The 18463-nt window shown below is 60.4% G+C and carries 13 protein-coding genes; all 13 read right to left on the bottom strand.

The window, feature by feature from the left end; all coding sequences use genetic code 11:
- Positions 1 to 310: 310 nt before the first annotated feature.
- The 13 genes from mdoH to hutU all read right to left on the bottom strand — a co-directional run bounded on the left by mdoH (position 311) and on the right by hutU (position 18239).
- Positions 311 to 2881, bottom strand: a complete 2571-nt coding sequence (gene mdoH / locus AC0ZWN_RS06795) for a glucans biosynthesis glucosyltransferase MdoH (protein ID WP_320413775.1) — start codon at positions 2879 to 2881, stop codon at positions 311 to 313.
- Positions 2874 to 4658: a glucan biosynthesis protein G gene (locus AC0ZWN_RS06790; RefSeq protein WP_425355394.1), complete on the bottom strand. Its 1785-nt coding sequence runs from the start codon at positions 4656 to 4658 to the stop codon at positions 2874 to 2876. Before AC0ZWN_RS06790 ends, mdoH begins: the two co-directional genes overlap by 8 nt.
- A gap of 350 nt (positions 4659 to 5008) precedes the next feature.
- Positions 5009 to 5446, bottom strand: coding sequence for a D-aminoacyl-tRNA deacylase (gene dtd, locus AC0ZWN_RS06785; protein WP_007909321.1), 438 nt, complete (start codon positions 5444 to 5446; stop codon positions 5009 to 5011).
- A complete protein-coding gene (gene pip, locus AC0ZWN_RS06780; protein WP_008080611.1) occupies positions 5443 to 6414 on the bottom strand; it encodes a prolyl aminopeptidase in 972 nt (323 codons plus the stop codon). The genes dtd and pip overlap by 4 nt, the downstream gene beginning before the upstream one ends.
- A 242-nt stretch (positions 6415 to 6656) precedes the next feature.
- A complete protein-coding gene (gene hutG / locus AC0ZWN_RS06775; protein WP_476334491.1) occupies positions 6657 to 7460 on the bottom strand; it encodes an N-formylglutamate deformylase in 804 nt (267 codons plus the stop codon).
- 10 nt (positions 7461 to 7470) lie between these two features.
- Positions 7471 to 8676, bottom strand: a complete 1206-nt coding sequence (hutI, locus tag AC0ZWN_RS06770; RefSeq protein WP_476334490.1) for an imidazolonepropionase — start codon at positions 8674 to 8676, stop codon at positions 7471 to 7473.
- A 136-nt stretch (positions 8677 to 8812) separates the two neighbouring features.
- Positions 8813 to 10345, bottom strand: coding sequence for a histidine ammonia-lyase (gene hutH, locus AC0ZWN_RS06765; RefSeq protein WP_134178407.1), 1533 nt, complete (start codon positions 10343 to 10345; stop codon positions 8813 to 8815).
- 115 nt (positions 10346 to 10460) lie between these two features.
- Entirely contained in the window at positions 10461 to 11984 is a 1524-nt protein-coding gene (gene hutH / locus AC0ZWN_RS06760) for a histidine ammonia-lyase (protein ID WP_476334489.1), read from the bottom strand.
- Between the two features lie 133 nt (positions 11985 to 12117).
- Complete coding sequence (locus tag AC0ZWN_RS06755; protein WP_093430055.1) at positions 12118 to 12948, bottom strand: quaternary amine ABC transporter ATP-binding protein; 831 nt, start codon at positions 12946 to 12948, stop codon at positions 12118 to 12120.
- Positions 12945 to 13796 (bottom strand): ABC transporter permease, encoded by an 852-nt coding sequence (locus tag AC0ZWN_RS06750; protein ID WP_007949591.1) that lies wholly within the window; start codon positions 13794 to 13796, stop codon positions 12945 to 12947. The genes AC0ZWN_RS06755 and AC0ZWN_RS06750 overlap by 4 nt, the downstream gene beginning before the upstream one ends.
- An 83-nt stretch (positions 13797 to 13879) precedes the next feature.
- Complete coding sequence (locus AC0ZWN_RS06745; RefSeq protein WP_093430054.1) at positions 13880 to 14848, bottom strand: ABC transporter substrate-binding protein; 969 nt, start codon at positions 14846 to 14848, stop codon at positions 13880 to 13882.
- 69 nt (positions 14849 to 14917) lie between these two features.
- Positions 14918 to 16390 (bottom strand): purine-cytosine permease family protein, encoded by a 1473-nt coding sequence (locus tag AC0ZWN_RS06740; RefSeq protein ID WP_476334487.1) that lies wholly within the window; start codon positions 16388 to 16390, stop codon positions 14918 to 14920.
- Between the two features lie 163 nt (positions 16391 to 16553).
- Positions 16554 to 18239: a urocanate hydratase gene (hutU, locus tag AC0ZWN_RS06735; RefSeq protein ID WP_476334486.1), complete on the bottom strand. Its 1686-nt coding sequence runs from the start codon at positions 18237 to 18239 to the stop codon at positions 16554 to 16556.
- Between the last annotated feature and the right edge of the window lie 224 nt (positions 18240 to 18463).

Genomic DNA, 18463 nt, shown 5'->3' with positions numbered 1-18463 from the left:
CGGGTGCGCCAATTCGGGGACGGATGCTAACGCACTCGTTTTTTTGCACAAGGTTTAATGGACGATTTGTTTAACAATCAAGATCGCTCCCCCTCACCCCAGCCCTCTCCCCCAAGGGGGCGAGGGGGAAAGGGAGCAGATCGGGGAATATTCAAAACTTGAGTTCGACTCGATATCTCAGGTCGGCGTATCTCGAATATTCAACGCGGTCGGTCCCCTCTCCCTCTGGGAGAGGGGTAGGCGGGCGGCGTTCCGATGAGGGGCTTTTCAGCAGGCAAAAAAAACCCCGCTGGCTAGCGGGGTTTCTTCATCAGGCCGGCTGAGCCTGCAGGCTAACCGGTCGCAGCGGCAGCAACGGCGCATGCGGATCGGCTTTCACCGACGCCCGCCAAGCATCCAGCCACTCAGCGTGACCTTCGGCCCAGACCTGCTCATGCAAACGCGCCAAAGCAACCGGATCGCTCAGCAGTTGCAGACGATCATGGTTGTTCAGCCCGGCTGGGCCAACCTTGATCGCGTGGCGCACACGCTCCTGACGCAACCACTCGATCGGCTCGGCCTGACCATGACGGGAAGTCGCCAGCGAGCACGCCAAAGCGTTCTGCTGAGGATCGACCACCGCGCGGACGAAGCCGTCGTTGAGGGCGTGGTAACGGTTTTCGTGGGTGTACTGGTCGGTTGCCAGCAGCGCCTGCGGCGGATTGTATTCCTCAGGGATGAGAAACAGGCTCTCGTCACGGGACTTCAGGCCCAGACCGACACGGCTGGAAATCACCGACACCGGGATCGACAGCATCAGCGAACCGACGATCGGCACCAGCCACCAGAGAAAGCTCGGGTTCAGCCAGATCACCAGCAGCGCCCAGCAGAAACCCAGCAGGGTCTGCGGGCCGTGGCGTTTGACCGCTTCGCTCCAAGGCGTCGAGTCGTCGTCACGCTGCGGCGAGTTCCAGGTCGCGGCCCAGCCGAGGAATGCGGCGAGGACGAAACGGGTGTGGAAAATCATTCGCACCGGCGCCAGCAGCATGGAGAACAACATCTCCAGCAGCATCGACAGGGTCACTTTGAACTTGCCGCCGAACTCTTTCGCGCCCTTGGCCCAGATCAGAATGATGCTCAACAGTTTCGGCAGGAACAGCAGCACGATGGTCGTCGAGAACAGCGCGATCGCCTTGTCCGGGTGCCATTGTGGCCACAGCGGATAGAGCTGACGCGGTTCGAGGAAGTACTGCGGCTCCATCAGCGTGTTCACCGCCAGCAGCGCGGTCGACAGCACCAGGAAGAAGAACCACAACGGCGCCGACAGGTACGACATTACGCCCGTCAGGAACACCGCACGGTGCACCGGGTGCATGCCTTTAACCAAGAACAGGCGGAAGTTCATCAGGTTACCGTGGCACCAGCGACGGTCACGCTTGAGTTCGTCGAGCAGGTTTGGCGGCAGTTCTTCGTAGCTGCCCGGCAGGTCGTAGGCAATCCACACGCCCCAACCGGCACGGCGCATCAGCGCGGCCTCAACAAAGTCGTGAGACAGGATCGCACCGGAGAACGCACCTTTACCCGGCAACGGCGCCAGGGCGCAGTGGTCGATAAACGGCTTCATGCGGATGATCGCGTTGTGACCCCAGTAATGGGATTCACCCAACTGCCAGAAGTGCAGACCGGCGGTAAACAGCGGGCCGTAAACGCGGGTGGCGAACTGCTGCATGCGCGCATACAGGGTGTCCATGCCCGACGCACGCGGCGCGGTCTGGATGATCCCGGCGTCCGGCGTGGCTTCCATCAAGCGCACCAGACTGGTCAGGCACTCGCCGCTCATCACCGAGTCAGCGTCGAGCACGACCATGTACTTATAGTCACCGCCCCAGCGACGGCAGAAGTCGTCAAGGTTGCCGCTCTTGCGTTTCACACGACGGCGACGACGGCGATAGAAGATCTTGCCGAAGCCTTTGGCTTCGCGGCAGACATCCAGCCAGGCCTGTTGCTCGGCGACACAGATGTCGGTGTCGTTACTGTCGCTGAGAACGAAGAAGTCGAAACGATCCAGATCACCGGTGGCAGCGACCGACTCGAACGTTGCGCGCAGACCGGCGAATACGCGCGGTACGTCTTCGTTGCAGATCGGCATCACCAGTGCGGTACGCGCGTCTTTGGCAATCGGCTCGTTGCCGGCGCTTTTGCCGGAGATACGGTATTTATCGTGACCGGTGAGCAACTCGAGGAAGCCCATCAACGCCGTCCAGAAACCCGCCGATACCCAGCAGAACAGAATCCCGAACAGAATCAGGATGCTGGTTTGCAGCGCATACGGCAGCACTTGCGTAGCGGTTTGCAGCAGCGGCTGGTGCAGGACTTCTTCGAGGTCGACGAACGACCAGCCCTGGTACGGCATGATGCCTTTCATGTACCAGCCGGCGACGATGGTCTGGCCGAGCATCAGCAGCAACAGAATGTAGCGACGAATCGAACCAACGGTGCGCCAGCGCGCGGCCGGCAGGACGTTTTCGTCTTTCGGCGGCTGCGGCGGGTTGGTGCGACCGGTCATGCGGCGCCAGCCACGCACCAGAATATTGGTACGCCATGGCTCCGGCACGACTTTGGTCCGACGGATCGGCGGCGTTGCCTTCAGGCTGACGCGACCGCTGGCGTCAAGCACCAGCATCTCCGCGTCTTCAAGTTCTTCGGCGGTGCTCAGGGTCAGGCGCTTGCCCACCGAAGCCTGGGCGGCTTCGGCAGGGGCGTCGAACGTCGCGGACGACAGGCGTTCATGCAGCTCGCTGAACGACTGGCAGCCCGCGAGTTCCGCGCGCTGCTCGTCGGTCATCGGCAGATGCGCCAGATACTCGGACAGAGTCTCTGGCTGTACTTGAGAGTTACTCATCGGCAGGCAACTGATAGCTCCAGGTCTCGGTCAGGACTTCTTCAGTCGGTGCCGATTCCGGTGTGGCTGGGGCCGCGTCGGCAGCAACAGGCTGCTTGGCGTCTTTGTTGGCCTTGTCCTTGGCATCTGCAGCTGGCTTGGCGTCGGCCTGTTTGGCCTCGGCGGCCTTGGCTTCCTTGTCGATTTTCTCTTGTTGCTTGGCGGCAACCTTGTCGGCCTTGGCAACGGACGAGTTGGACGCCGGCACCGAAGACTTGGCCAGATCGGCCGTGACGATTGGCTGCACCAGAGCGGCACGCATCTCGGTCGACTTGCTCGCGTCCTTGATCTTCATGCGCAGGGTCAAGCGCCAGCCTTTGGTTTCCGGGTTGTAGCGCACGCTGTTTTCAACCAGCTCGGCGTTGTCACCAACACTGACCTGACTGCGCACATCGGCATCCGGGGTCAGCGCGGCCAGCGACGGTCCTTCGAAGTCGACCAGGTAGGCAACGCTGCCGTCCGGCTGGCGGATCAGGTTCGATTGCTTGACGTCACCGGTCGAACGCAGGGTCTGCGAAACCCAGGCGCTGTCCGGCGCATGAATCGCCGCTTCGTCCATGGTCCAGTGCATGCGGTAGGCGAAGTCCAGCGGCTGACCCGGCTCCGGCATTTTTTCCGGGCTCCAGAACGCAACGATGTTGTCGTTGGTTTCGTCGGCGGTCGGAATTTCTACCAGATCAACGGTGCCTTTGCCCCACTCGCCCTTCGGCTCGATCCAGGCGCTTGGGCGCTTGTCGTAGCGGTCATCGAGGTCTTCGTAGTGACTGAAGTCGCGACCACGCTGCAGCAGACCGAAGCCACGCAGGTTCTCGACGCTGAAGTTGCTTACGGCCAGGTGTTTCGGGTTGTTCAGTGGACGCCAGATCCACTCGCCGTTACCGGCATGGATCGACAGACCGCTGGAGTCGTGCAGTTCACGACGGTAGTTGAGGACTTTCGACGGCTGGTTGGCACCGAACAGGAACATGCTGGTCAGCGGTGCGATACCCAGTTTGCCGACCTTGTCACGCAGGAACATCTGCGCTTTGACGTCGACAATGGTGTCGCTGCCCGGACGCAGGATCAGACGGTAGGCACCGGTAGCGCGCGGCGAATCCAGCAGGGCGAAGATCACCAGGTGCTTGTCGCCCGGCTTCGGCTGTTGAATCCAGAACTCGCGAAAACGCGGGAACTCTTCACCCGACGGCAGCGCGGTATCAATCGCCAGGCCACGGGCCGAGAGGCCGTAGGTGTGGCCCTTGCCGACAACGCGGAAGTAACTCGCGCCGAGCATGGTCATGATTTCGTCTTGCTTGTCGGCCTTGTTGATCGGGTACAGCACACGGAAACCGGCATAACCCAGTTGTTCGGTGGCTTTCGGATCGAATTTGAGGTCGCCGAAATCGAAGCGGGTCGGATCGTATTTGATCTCTTCGACGGTGTTCGCTGTGATTTCGTTGATTTTCACCGGTGTATCGAAGTGCATACCCTGGTGATAAAAGGACAGTTTGAACGGGGTCTTCTGATCAGCCCACTCAGCCTTTTCGGTGAGGAAGCGGATCTTCTGATAGTCCGCGAACTTCATGTCGCGGAATTCGTTCGGCAGGTTGCTGCGCGGGGCTTCGAACTTCTGCCCGGCCAGCTCTTTGGCCTTGGCCGATACATCGTCAAGATTGAACGCCCAAAGCTGACCGGCGCTGAGCAGGCACAGGAGCGCCGAACCCGCTACCAGGGCACTTCGCATGCGTTTGGCAGACATTTTTGCTGCATTACAGGGACTAACAATCACGAGCAACCCTCGCCGAAAACAGATCAAAAAACCAACGGCCAGATGAAGTGCCTGTGAGGCTTTCGGCAGTGAAAAGCCGACCTTCCAGAGCACCCTTGCCAAGTTGGCGAGCATTGTTCCGACTCCGCTGGGGCAAAATGATTCCCCAATCGGATCCAGACAAGTCTCTACCTAAGTCAAAAATGAATCAGCGAACGCTGATCCCAGTGCGCGCGATTATCTAGTAGCCCGCATGACAACGCATCAGGGGTAACAAAGTATTTATCGCGAAAACACCCTAAAAACAGTCGAAATTTCCTAAAAAGGTGTTTCAAGCGCTTTCAGGTCTGTAACAAAAAGGTAACCGGGCCATCGTTGACCAAATGCACCTGCATATCGGCGCCGAATCTACCTGATGCCACAGTGCCATGCACCTGTTTCGCACTGCTCAATAGATAGTCGAACAATTCCTCGCCTAAGGCTGGAGGCGCGGCCGTCGAAAAGCTCGGGCGCAACCCGCTTTTGGTATCGGCCGCGAGGGTGAACTGCGAGACCAGCAGCAACCCACCGCCGACATCGGCGAGGGACAAGTTCATCTTGCCCTCCGCGTCACTGAATACCCGATAGTTAAGCAGTTTATGCAGAAGTTTGTCGGCACTGGTACGCGTGTCGTCGGGTTCGACCGCCACCAGCACCAGCAAACCGTGATCTACCGCGCCAACCACCTCGCCGGCGACTTCAACCCGCGCACCGCGTACGCGCTGTAACAGCCCCTTCATGCTTCTTCAGGCGGCAGGTCGAGCAGGCGTCGAGCCATGTTGCCCGCGGCGCGTACCAGTGCATCGGTGATGCCCGGTTCAGAGGCCGCGTGACCGGCATCACGGATCACCTGCAGTTCGCTGTTCGGCCAGGCCTGGTGCAATTCCCAGGCGTTGTCGAGCGGGCAAATCACGTCGTAACGGCCGTGAATGATCACACCCGGCAAATGGGCGATCTTGCCCATGTCGCGAATCAGCTGGTTCGGCTCAAGGAAGGCATTGTTGGTGAAGTAATGGCACTCGATCCGCGCAATCGACAGCGCGCGCTGCGGTTCGGAGAAGCGATCGACCACCAGTGGGTTCGGCCGCAGGGTTGCGGTGCGCCCTTCCCAGGTCGACCAGGCTTTAGCCGCGTGCATCTGGGCGATCTGGTCGTTGCCGGTCAGGCGCTTGTGGAATGCACTGAGCAGGTCATCGCGCTCGTCCAGCGGAATTGGCGCGATGTAGTCCTGCCAGTAATCAGGGAACAGACGGCTGGCCCCCGCCTGATAGAACCATTCGATTTCCTGCGGGCGGCAGAGAAAGATCCCACGCAGGATCAGACCGTGAACGCGCTCCGGGTGGGTTTGTGCGTAAGCCAGCGCCAGGGTCGAACCCCACGAACCGCCAAACAGCACCCATTTATCGATGCCCAAGTGTTTGCGGATGCGCTCAAGGTCGGCGACCAGATCCCAGGTGGTGTTGTTTTCCAGGCTGGCGTGCGGCGTGGAGCGTCCGCAACCGCGCTGATCGAAGGTGACAATGCGATACAGGTTCGGATCGAAATAGCGACGGCTCTGCGCGTCGCAACCGGCGCCGGGGCCGCCGTGGATGAACACAACCGGCAAACCCTCCGGTGAACCGCTTTCGTCGACGTACAGCGTATGGGTGTCATCGACAGCCAGATCGTGCCGGGCGTGAGGTTTGATCTGCGGAAACAAAGTCTGCATTGCGCGCTCCGTAAGGGGGTCGAGGTCATCCCTGGGGGGACTTCTATTATTCTGCCGTTGGGCATCATAAACCCGATTTACGTCAATGAGCATGCTCCAGAGCAGTCACCGTTTGTCAGCCGTAAACTTCGCAGGCTGTCGGCCATCCTGTGGGAGCGAGCCTGCTCGCGAATGCGGTGTGTCATTCAACGTAGATGTTGGCTGAACGGACGCCTTCGCGAGCAGGCTCGCTCCCACAGGGGTTACGCGGCGTAGTGAGATTTTGCCCACGCCAGATAGCCCTGCAGCAACTCCTTGAGCACCACCCGCGTCGGCTCGGCCAGATCGGCGCGGTAGCGAAACGGCTCGAACTCTTCCATGTAGGTGCTCTGGCACAACTCCAGTTGCACGGCGTGGATGTTCTCGGCCGGGTTGCCGTAATGACGGGTGATGTGGCCACCCTTGAAGCGCCCGTTCAATACGTGGCTGTAATTGGCGTGACCGGCGCATATCGCCTCCAACTGGCCGGCCAATTGCGGATCACAACTGGCGCCATTGAAGGTGCCGAGGTTGAAGTCCGGTAGTTTGCCGTCGAACAGGTGCGGGATGATCGAGCGGATCGAGTGCGCGTCGAACAGCAGCGCGTAGCCGAATTCGGCTTTCAATCGCGCCAGTTCTTCCTGAAGCGTGCGGTGGTAAGGCGTCCAGATCTGCTCCAGGTAGATTGCGCGTTCCTCTTTCGACGGCTCATGGCCTTCACGGAACAACGGGATGCCATCGAACAGCGTCGCAGGGTACAGACCGGTGGTGGCACCGGTGTACAGCGGTTTGTCGTCGGACGGACGATTCAGGTCAATCACAAAACGCGAATACTCGGCGGCCAAGGTGCTGGCGCCCAGTTCTTCAGCAAAGTCGTAAAGCTGGGGGATATGCCAGTCAGTGTCCGGCAGGCTTTTCGCGTCCGGGATGAGTCCGGCCTCCACCGCCGGGGTCAGGCGCACACCGGCATGCGGCATGCTGATCAGCAGCGGCACGCGACCTTGTTTGAAGTTCAGAACCTTATCCACAACCGCCCTCCTACAGATTTGATTCGACGCCGTGACGCACGACGCGTTTATCCAGATCACCACCGAGCCAATAGGCCAGATCCGCCGGGCGATCGATTTGCCAGGCAACAAAGTCCGCGACCTTGCCGACTTCCAGCGAACCGTGGGTGTCGGCCATGCCCAGCGCTTGTGCGGCGTGAATGGTCGCGCCGGCCAGGGCTTCTTCCGGGGTCATGCGCAAACAAGTGCAGGCCATGTTCAGCATCAGGCGCAACGACAGCGCCGGCGAAGTACCGGGGTTGAGATCGCTGGCAATGGCGATCTTCACCTTGTGCTTGCGCAGGGCGTCCATCGGCGGCAATTGGGTTTCACGCAGGAAGTAGAATGCGCCCGGCAGCAGCACCGCAACGGTGTCGGCTTCGGCCATGGCGATGGCGTCGGCTTCGTCCATGAATTCCAGGTGATCGGCGGACAGCGCCTTATAGCGCGCGGCGAGGCTGGAGCCGTGCAGCGACGACAGTTGCTCGGCGTGCAGTTTCACCGGCAGGCCGAGTTCTTGTGCGGCGATGAACACACGCTCGACCTGCTCTGGCGAGAACGCCAGGTATTCGCAGAAAGCGTCCACGGCGTCGACCAGCCCTTCGGCAGCCAGCGCCGGAAGCATCTCCGTGCAGATCAGATCGATGTAATCGTCAGCGCGATCCTTGTATTCCGGCGGCAACGCGTGGGCCGCCAGGCAGGTGCTGCGCACGCTGATCGGCAACTCCTTGGCCAGACGCCGGATGACCCGAAGAATCTTGCGTTCACTGGCCAGATCGAGACCGTAACCAGACTTCATTTCAACCGTGGTCACGCCGTCACGCATCAGGCTTTTCAGGCGTTTGGCGGCGCTGGCAAACAGTTCGTCTTCAGTGGCTTCGCGAGTCGCACGCACGGTGCTGGCAATGCCGCCGCCGGATGCCGCGATTTCCGCGTAGCTGACACCTTGCAGACGTTTTTCGAATTCACCGCTGCGGTTGCCACCGAACACCGTGTGGGTGTGGCAGTCGATCAGACCGGGGGTGACCCAGGCGCCTTGCAAGTCGTTGACCGCCGGGTATTCGCCGGACGGCAATTGATTGCGCGGGCCGATCCACTCGATGTGCGCACCGGACGTCACGATGGCCGCATCTTCGATGATCGAGTAGACGCCCTGCGCCATGGTTGCGACGTGGCAGTGTTGCCAGAGGGTTTTCACTGTTGGCCTCCGTTGGGGTTGGTGATCGTTCCCACGCTCTGCGTGGGAATGCAGCCCGTGACGCTCCGCGTCACTGGACGCGGAGCGTCCCTTGAGGCATTCCCACGCAGAGCGTGGGAACGATCAGTGTGTAGGGTTAAAGGCTAGGCAAAAGCTTCGCCGAAACCAGCTCAGTCAAACACCGCGAAGCCAGCAGTTCAGTCGCCGCATTGATATCCGGCGCAAAGAACCGATCCTTCTCATAAAACGGCACTTCCTTACGCAAAATCGCCCGCGCCTGCTCCAGCTTCGCCGAAGTCTTCAGACCGTTACGCAGATCCAGACCCTGCACCGCCGCCAGCCATTCCACCGCGAGAATCCCGCGGGTGTTTTCAGCCATTTCCCACAGCCGCTTGCCAGCCGCCGGAGCCATCGATACGTGGTCTTCCTGGTTAGCCGAGGTCGGCAGACTGTCCACCGAATGCGGATGCGACAAGGCCTTGTTCTCGCTGGCCAGCGCCGCTGCTGTCACCTGAGCGATCATGAAACCGGAATTCACGCCGCCATTGGCAACGAGGAACGGCGGCAGCTGCGACATGTGCTTGTCCATCATCAGCGAGATGCGGCGTTCGCTCAGCGAGCCGATTTCGGCGATGGCCAATGCCATGTTGTCAGCAGCCATGGCCACTGGTTCAGCGTGGAAGTTGCCGCCGGAAATCACATCGCCTTCAGCAGCAAATACCAATGGGTTATCGGAAACCGCGTTGGCTTCAACGGCCAGCACTTCAGCGGCTTGACGGAACTGGGTCAGACACGCGCCCATGACTTGCGGCTGGCAGCGCAACGAATACGGATCCTGAACCTTTTCGCAGTTCTGGTGCGAGTCGGAGACTTCACTGCGTTCACCGAGCAGATCGCGGTAAGCGGCAGCAGCGTCGATCTGACCTTTCTGGCCACGAGCCGCGTGAATGCGTGCATCGAACGGCGAACGCGAACCCAATACCGCTTCAACCGTCAGACCGCCCAGCGCCAGTGCACCAGCGAACAAATCTTCACCTTCAAACAGACCACGCAACGCAAACGCGGTGGAGACCTGAGTGCCGTTGAGCAGCGCCAGGCCTTCTTTCGCGGCCAGTGTCAGCGGGGTCAGGCCAGCAACTTTCAGCGCTTCGGTGGCTTCCATCCACTCGCCCTTATAGCGCGCCTTGCCCTCACCGAGCAGCACCAGCGACATGTGCGCCAACGGCGCCAGATCGCCCGAAGCACCTACCGAACCTTTCAACGGAATGTGCGGATAAACCTCGGCGTTGATCAGCGCGATCAGCGCATCGATCACCACTCGGCGAATGCCGGAGAAACCACGGCTGAGACTGTTGACCTTGAGCACCATGATCAGCCGCACCAGCTCATCGCTGATCGGCTGACCGACACCCGCAGCGTGGGACAACACCAGCGAGCGCTGCAGGTTCTCGAGGTCTTCGCTGGCAATGCGGGTCGAGGCCAGCAGGCCGAAACCGGTGTTAATGCCGTAGGCGGTGCGATTCTCGGCGAGGATCTGCTCAACGCAGGCGACGCTGGCTTCGATCTGTGCCGAGGCGCTGTTGTCGAGAGTCAGCTTGACCGGGTTCTGGTAGACGTCACGCAGTTGGGCCAGGCTCAGTTGGCCGGGAATCAGGTTCAGCGCAGTCATTTTGTGCTCCTTTTGAGAGTTTGTTATTAACTCGCCAGACGCTCCGGAGATGTCCGTTGTCCGTCGCGTCTCGCCTTTTGGGGAGTCGCGCCTTGGCACGCTGGCGTGGGTATTGTCAGTGCAGATTCGGTAATACGTTGTGCAGCGAATTCGGGTTTTTCAGAACGCTCGCAGCGGCAGCGATATCCGGCGCCAGCCAGCGATCCTGGTCGTAGGCCGGGACCGTTTCGCGCAGCAGTCGCCATGCGCGGTCAGTGCCCACGCCAAAGCGCTGTTCCTTGAGGAATTCAAACGCCTGCGCCGCCAGCAGGTACTCGATGGCGAGAATCTGCGTGCAGTTTTCCAGCGCGCGATGCAGCTTGAGCGCGGCGTTGGTGCCCATGCTCAAGTGGTCTTCCTGCAGGCCCGAGGTGATGTAGTTGTCGAGCACCGCCGGTTGCGCCAATTGGCGGTTTTCCGCACACAGCGATGCGGCCACGTATTGGACGATCATCATCCCGGAGTTCACCCCCGGATTGGCCACCAGAAACGCCGGCAGACCGCTGACGTGCGGGTTCACCAAACGGTCGAGGCGACGCTCGGCAATCGAGCCGATTTCGGCCATGGCAATCGCCAGCAGATCGGCTGCCATTGCCACCGACTGACCGTGCGGGTTGGCTTGCGACATCACCCGGAAATTGTCCGGCGTGCCCAGCAGGAGCGGGTTATCAGTGCAGCCGTTGAGTTCGGCCTCGACCTGTTTGATCGCATGGTCGAGTTGATCACGCGCAGCACCGTGTACCTGCGGGATCGAACGGATGCTCAGCGCATCCTGAGTACGGATGCCCTTGCTCGACGCGATCACCTCACTGCCATCGAGCAAGGCGCGCAGATTGATACCCACTTGCTGCATGCCCGGGTGCGGTTTCAGCGCGATGATCTCAGCGTCGAACGCATCGATCTGGCCGCGCTGGGCTTCAAAACTCATTGCGCCGATGACGTCGGCCCATTGCACCAACCGCGTTGCGTCGGCAATCGCCAGACAGCTGAGGCCGGTCATGCACGGCGTGCCGTTGACCAGGCACAAACCGTCCTTCGCGCCGAGTTGCACTGGCTCAAGACCTTCCTCGGCCAACGCCTGTTGTGCGGAAACAACCTGACCGCGATAGCTGACATTGCCAACGCCAAGCAGCGCGATGCCGATATGCGCCATGTGCGTCAGATAGCCCACTGAACCTTGCGACGGCACCTGCGGGGTGATGCCGCGATTGAGCAGTGCCAGCAGCGCTTCGACGACCCGGCGATGCAGGCCCGATTTGCCGTGGCTGTAGTTGTGAATCGCCGCGCAGATGATCGCGCGGGTCTGCTCGTCGGCGAGTACCGGGCCGACGCCGCAGGCATGGCTGAGCAAGGTATTGCGCGACAACTGGCTGAGTTGTTCGTCTTGCAGCGAGACGTTGGACAAACCGCCCAGGCCGGTGTTGACGCCATAGGCGCGTTCGCCGCTTTCGACGATGCGCTGGACGATGCCTTGGGCGTTTTCGATGCGCGCCCAGGTGTCGCTGGACAGCTCAAGTTGAGCGCCGTGACGAGCGACGGCGACCACGTCCTGCCAACGCAAGGGGCTGCCTGTGATAACGATTTTTTCAGCCTGGGACATCTAAAACCTCAACCGTAATATTGATGCAGCTCTGCCGGCCCTTTCGCGAGCAGGCTCGCTCCCACATTGGAATGCAGTCTCCTGTGGGAGTGAGCCTGCTCGCGAAGGGGCCGGCAGCCTCACCGCAAGTCTGTTAAACCACCGCCGCCCGCCGCTGCACAAACCGGTCAACGTACTCATCAGCCGGCGAATGCAGGATCTCTCTCGGCGTACCAACCTGAATCAACTTCCCATCCTTGAGAATCGCAATGCGGTTGCCGATACGCACCGCCTCATCGAGGTCGTGAGTGATGAAGACGATGGTCTTGTGCAGGGTCTTTTGCAGTTCCAGCAACTGGTCCTGCATTTCCGCCCGGATCAGTGGATCCAGCGCACTGAACGCCTCATCCATGAGGATGATGTCGGTGTCCGCCGCCAAGGCTCGAGCCAGGCCGACACGCTGGCGCATGCCGCCAGAGAGCTGGTGCGGATATTTGTTTTCGTAGCCTTTGAGGCCCACGGTGTTGATCCAGTGCAGCGCGCGTTCCGAGCACATTTGCTTGCTCTCGCCACGCACTTTCAGGCCGTAGGCGACGTTGTCGAGCACGCTCTTGTGCGGCAGCAGGCCGAAGCTCTGGAACACCATGCTGATCTTGTGCCGGCGAAATTCGCGCAGGGCGTCCATGTCGTATTGCAGGATGTCCACGCCGTCGACGAGGATCGCGCCGCTGGTCGGGTCGATCAGCCGGTTGAAGTGGCGCACCAGCGTCGACTTGCCCGAGCCGGACAGGCCCATGATCACGAAGATCTCGCCGGTACCGATGCTCAACGACAGGTCGTTAACGCCGACCACGCAACCGGTCTCGCTCAGCACCTGATCCTTGGTCTTGCCCTGGCCGACCATGGCCAGTGCATCCTTGGCGCGGTTGCCGAAAATCTTGAAGACGTTTTTGACTTCGATCTTGCTCACGGTTGCGTTGCTCATTTGCTCACCTCATGCCGTGGCCGACCGTACGCCTGAGTAATGCGGTCGATGACCACTGCGAGAATCACGATCGCCAGACCGGCCTCAAGGCCACGCCCGACGTTGAGGGTCTGAATCCCCACCAACACATCTTCACCGAGGCCACGGGCACCGATCATCGAGGCAATCACCACCATCGACAGGGCCATCATGGTGGTCTGGTTGATCCCGGCCATGATGCTCGGCAGGGCCAGTGGCAGTTGCACGCCGAACAGTTGCTGCCAGCGGTTGGCGCCGAATGCGTTAATGGCTTCCATCACTTCACCGTCAACCTGGCGAATGCCCAGATCAGTCAGGCGAATCAGCGGCGGTGCGGCGTAGATCACCGTGGCGAAAATCGCCGGGACCTTGCCCAGACCGAACAGCATCAGCACCGGGATCAGATACACGAAGCTGGGCATGGTCTGCATGATGTCGAGCAGCGGCATCAGCACCGAACGCAGGCGATTGCTGCGCGCCGAGAGAATCCCCAGCGGGATGCCGATCAGCACCGAAATGATCGTCGCGACCATCATCAACGCCAGTGTCTGCATCAGCTTGTCCCACAGGCCAACGGCGCCGACGAGGAACAGCAGACCGACGATGACCGCCGTGGTCACCACTTTGCGCGTGGCGTGCCAGGCGACGACACCGACGATCGCCAGCATCAACCACCACGGCGCCGCGCGCAGCAGGCCTTCGAGGTTGACGATGGCCCACAGCAGCGTATCGGAGATGTGGCGGAACACATCTCCGTAGTTGGTGACCAGCGAATCGACCCAACCGTTGACCCAGTCGGCGATGGAAAAGGTAAAGCTTTCGGGAAACATAAGCGGCTCTCAATCAGAAATCTCAATCAAGCGATTACGGCATATCTCCCGGCCAGCCTCACGGTTGACCGGGAGGTATCGACCTACAGCGCCGCGTCGATTTTCTTGGCTGCGTCTGCACTGACCCACGCATGCCAGACCTCAGGATGTTCCTTGAGGAAGATTTTCGCCAGTTTTGGCGACTCGATACGTTCCTTGGCCATGCGGCCCAGGTTCTGGTTCAGCAGGTCGATCGGCAGGTTGACCTTTTCCAGCACGGCGACCAGTTCCGGGGCCTCGTCGTGGAAGGTTTTCGACAGACCGACCTTGATGCTTACGGTCTTGTCGACGCCGGGTTTTTCTTCCAGTTTCACCGCGTCGATCTGGCCCATCAGCGGGGTTGGCGACCAGTAGTAGAACAGGATCGGCTCGCCACGCTTGTAGCTCGACAGCACCGCCGCATCGAGCGCCGGGCCGGTGCCCGGACGGAAGTTGGTGTAGCTGCTTTCGAGGCCGTAGCTTTTGAGCATTTCGCTGTTGTCCAGCTCGCAGGTCCAGCCGGCAGGGCAGTTATAGAAACGGCCCTTGGATGGCTCTTCGGCGTCCTTGAACACGGCGGCGTATTTGCCCAGATCGGCGATGTTTTTCAGGTCTGGGGCTTTGGCTTCCAGCTTGCGTTTGGCGTCGCCTTCGATCACGTAGCGCGGCACATACCAACCTTCCACGGCGCCGACGATCGGCGCACCGACACCGACGACCTTGCCGGCCTTCTCGGCCTTGTTCCAGACCTCGCTGCGGCCGACCCACTCTTCGGCGAACACTTGAATATCGTTGCTGCTCAGGGCGTTCTCCATGGTGATGGAGTTGCCCGGCAGGCTGTCGGTCTTGCAGTCGTAACCTTTTTCCAGCACCACTTGCAGCACGTCGGTCAGCAGCATGCCGCTTTCCCAGTTCAGGCCGGCGAACTTCACCGGTTTGCCCGATTCGCACCAGCCAGCGGCTTGGGTCGCACCGGCACTGGCCAGCAGGCCCATGGACAGCAGTGTGGTGAGCAGGGTCTTGTTCGATTTCATTGTTTCGACGCTCCTAATCATGAATTGGCTTACGGCAGTCAAGAGGCATCCAGCCCTGTCCACGTCCAATCAGGCCTGCGCCGCAGCGCGCCCGGCCCCACTTTTTTCAGGTGGTAAAACGCTGTTCTGCTCGACCGGCAGAATCAGTTGATCAGGTACCGCGCTGTGCCATTTTTTTGCACACACGTAGTAGACGGCAGCCGGCAGCACCAGACCGATGATCCAGGAAATGTCCACATCACCGAGGGCCGCAACCAGCGGGCCGGTGTAGAACTTGGTGGAGATGAACGGCAGCTGCACCAGCACGCCGAACACGTAGACGCTGATGCCGAGCAGGTTCCAGCGACCGTAGCGACCGTTCGGATTGGCCAGTGCCGGCACGTCATAACGCTCGCGGGTGATGCAGTAGTAGTCGACCAGGTTGATCGCACTCCACGGTGTGAAGAACGCGAGCAGGAACAGGATGAAAGACTTGAACGCACCGAGGAACGAGTGCTGACCGAGCAGCGCAATCAGGGTCGCTGCGCCGACAATCACCAGCACGAACACCAGACGCTGCATGCGCGTAACGGTCAGGTGGCCTTTGAAACCACTGATGATGGTCGCGATGCACATGAAGCTGCCGTAGGAGTTCAGCGTCGAGATGGTCACCTTGCCAAACGCGATGCTGAAGTACAGCAGCGCGGCGGTGGCACCGGTGCCGCCCAGACCGACGATGTAAGCAACTTCATGACCGGCGAACTGGCCGTTGGCCGAAGCCGCAGCGAACACGCCGAGGATCATCGCCACTTGCGCGCCGACCACTGAACCGGCACCGGCGGCGAAGAAGGTTTTTACCGCCGAGGTGTTGCTCGGCAAGTAACGGGAATAGTCAGCCACGTAGGGGCCGAAAGCGATCTGCCAGGAGGCCGCGAGCGACACCGCGAGCAGGAAGCTGCTCCAGCTGAAATGACGAATTTGCAGAAGTGCGCCGACGTCGGTCTGGCTCATCAGGCGCCAGAACAGGAAGACGAAAGCGATCACGCCAATCACGCTGGCAACACGGCCGATCCAGTGGATCACCCGATAACCGAGCACCGTCACCAGCACGATGACGCTGGCAAAAATCAGGATGCCGACGCTGTCACTGACGTTAAACAACTGGCCCAACGCTTGACCGGAAAGCACAGTGCCCGTCGCGGTGAACCCCAGGTACATCAGGCACACCAGCACAATCGGGATTGCCGCGCCGTAAACGCCAAACTGCACGCGGCTGGAAATCATCTGTGGCAGACCCAGCTTCGGCCCTTGCGCAGCGTGTAGCGCCATCACCCCGCCGCCGAGCAATTGACCGATCAACAAACCAATCAACGACCAGAACACATCACCGCCCAGCACCACGGCCAGGGCCCCGGTGACAATCGCGGTGATTTGCAGATTCGCACCCATCCACAGGGTGAACTGGCTAAACAGACGACCGTGTCTTTCCGCTTCCGGGATGTAGTCGATCGAACGCCTCTCGATCAACGGTTTGTTGCTTGCACGATCGGTGTTAACAGCCATGATTCAACCTCTGTGGATTGTTTTAATAGTTCACTGAGCTTCGGTAGGGCTGCTTTTCTGTGGGAGCGAGCTTGCTCGCGAATTGGCCAGCACATTCAACATCTGTGCTGGCTGACAGATTGCTTTCGCGAGCAAGCTCGCTCCCACATAAAGCCAAAACGTGTTACTTGCCGCCAGTAATCATCGGCAGGTTCAGCCCCTGTTCCTTGGCGCAGTCGATGGCGATCTGGTAACCGGCATCGGCGTGACGCATGACACCGGTGGCCGGGTCGTTGTGCAGTACGCGCGCAATACGCTCGGCCGCTTCGTCCGTACCGTCGCAAACAATCACCATGCCCGAGTGCTGCGAGAAGCCCATGCCGACGCCGCCGCCGTGGTGCAGGGAAACCCAGGTCGCGCCGCTCGCAGTGTTGAGCAATGCGTTGAGCAGTGGCCAGTCGGACACAGCGTCGGAACCATCCTGCATCGATTCGGTTTCACGGTTCGGGCTGGCGACCGAGCCGGAGTCGAGGTGGTCGCGACCGATCACGATCGGCGCCGACAGCTCACCGCTGCGGACCATTTCGTTGAAGGCCAGACCGAGCTTGGCGCGCAGGCCCAAACCAACCCAGCAGATACGTGCCGGCAGCCCCTGGAAGCTGATGCGCTCGCGGGCCATGTCCAGCCAGTTGTGCAGATGGGCGTCGTCGGGGATCAGCTCTTTGACCTTGGCGTCGGTTTTGTAGATGTCTTGTGGATCGCCCGACAGCGCCGCCCAACGGAACGGGCCGATGCCACGGCAGAACAGCGGACGGATGTAGGCCGGTACGAAACCCGGAAAGTCGAAGGCGTTTTCGACGCCCTCTTCCTGCGCCATCTGGCGAATGTTGTTGCCGTAGTCGAAGGTCGGGATGCCTTGTTTCTGGAATTCCAGCATGGCTTTGACGTGAATCGCCATCGACTGCTTGGCGGCTTTGATTACAGCGGCCGGTTCGGTCTTGGCGCGGGCGCGGTATTCGTCCCAGGTCCAGCCCGCCGGCAGGTAACCGTTGAGCGGGTCATGGGCGCTGGTCTGGTCGGTGACCATGTCCGGGCGTACGCCGCGCTTGACCAGTTCCGGAAGGATTTCTGCGGCGTTACCCAGCAGGGCGATGGAAATCGCTTTACCTTCTTTGGTGTATTTGTCGATGCGCGCCAGAGCGTCGTCGAGGTCTTTGGCCTGCTCGTCGACGTAACGGCTTTTCAGGCGGAAATCGATGCTGACTTGTTGGCATTCGATGTTCAGCGAGCAAGCGCCGGCCAGGGTTGCCGCCAGCGGTTGCGCGCCGCCCATGCCACCGAGGCCAGCGGTCAACACCCACTTGCCGGTGAGGTTGTCGTTGTAGTGCTGGCGACCCGCTTCGACGAAGGTTTCGTAGGTGCCTTGAACGATGCCCTGGCTGCCGATGTAGATCCAGCTGCCCGCGGTCATCTGGCCGTACATGGCCAGGCCTTTGGCGTCGAGCTCATTGAAGTGTTCCCAGCTCGCCCAGTGTGGCACCAGGTTGGAGTTGGCGATCAGGACGCGCGGGGCATTGCTATGAGTCTTGAATACGCCGACCGGCTTGCCGGATTGCACCAGCAGAGTCTCGTCGTCGTTCAGATTGGTCAGGCTTTCGACGATCTTGTCGTAGCACTCCCAGTTACGCGCAGCGCGACCGATACCACCGTAAACCACCAGCTCTTTGGGGTTCTCGGCGACTTCCGGGTCGAGGTTGTTCATCAGCATGCGCAGCGGCGCTTCGGTCAGCCAGCTCTTGGCGGTCAGCTTGTTGCCGCGGGCAGCGCGGATCTCAACGTTGCGAAACTTTGTAGGCTTATTGTCAGTCACGAAAAAGACTCCTCAGCGATCAATTCAAACCAACCCTGGCAGTGGGCAAGCAGCCTGCGTGCATCAATGCGCGACAAGCGAATCAGTGGACGCTGCGGAGAGTCTCGAACAACTCATACGCATACGTCTTTACTTGTACATACAAGCATATGCAATCAAGCGGCCAACTTGTTGGAGGAGTGTTCAAGAAAAATCCTGGACACGGCTGGAGGGCGCCTGAATCA

The sequence above is a fragment of the Pseudomonas sp. 3B-A001-10F genome (assembly GCF_056313565.1).
This window is presented reverse-complemented; position numbering and strand designations above follow the sequence as displayed.

Coding starts and splice junctions, on each gene's coding strand:
- AC0ZWN_RS06745 (WP_093430054.1), bottom strand. CDS start 14,848: ATGAAATCGAACAAGACCCTGCTCACCACACTGCTGTCCATGGGCCTG.
- AC0ZWN_RS06790 (WP_425355394.1), bottom strand. CDS start 4,658: ATGTCTGCCAAACGCATGCGAAGTGCCCTGGTAGCGGGTTCGGCGCTC.
- dtd (WP_007909321.1), bottom strand. CDS start 5,446: ATGAAGGGGCTGTTACAGCGCGTACGCGGTGCGCGGGTTGAAGTCGCC.
- hutH (WP_134178407.1), bottom strand. CDS start 10,345: ATGACTGCGCTGAACCTGATTCCCGGCCAACTGAGCCTGGCCCAACTG.
- AC0ZWN_RS06755 (WP_093430055.1), bottom strand. CDS start 12,948: ATGAGCAACGCAACCGTGAGCAAGATCGAAGTCAAAAACGTCTTCAAG.
- hutH (WP_476334489.1), bottom strand. CDS start 11,984: ATGTCCCAGGCTGAAAAAATCGTTATCACAGGCAGCCCCTTGCGTTGG.
- AC0ZWN_RS06750 (WP_007949591.1), bottom strand. CDS start 13,796: ATGTTTCCCGAAAGCTTTACCTTTTCCATCGCCGACTGGGTCAACGGT.
- mdoH (WP_320413775.1), bottom strand. CDS start 2,881: ATGAGTAACTCTCAAGTACAGCCAGAGACTCTGTCCGAGTATCTGGCG.
- AC0ZWN_RS06740 (WP_476334487.1), bottom strand. CDS start 16,390: ATGGCTGTTAACACCGATCGTGCAAGCAACAAACCGTTGATCGAGAGG.
- pip (WP_008080611.1), bottom strand. CDS start 6,414: ATGCAGACTTTGTTTCCGCAGATCAAACCTCACGCCCGGCACGATCTG.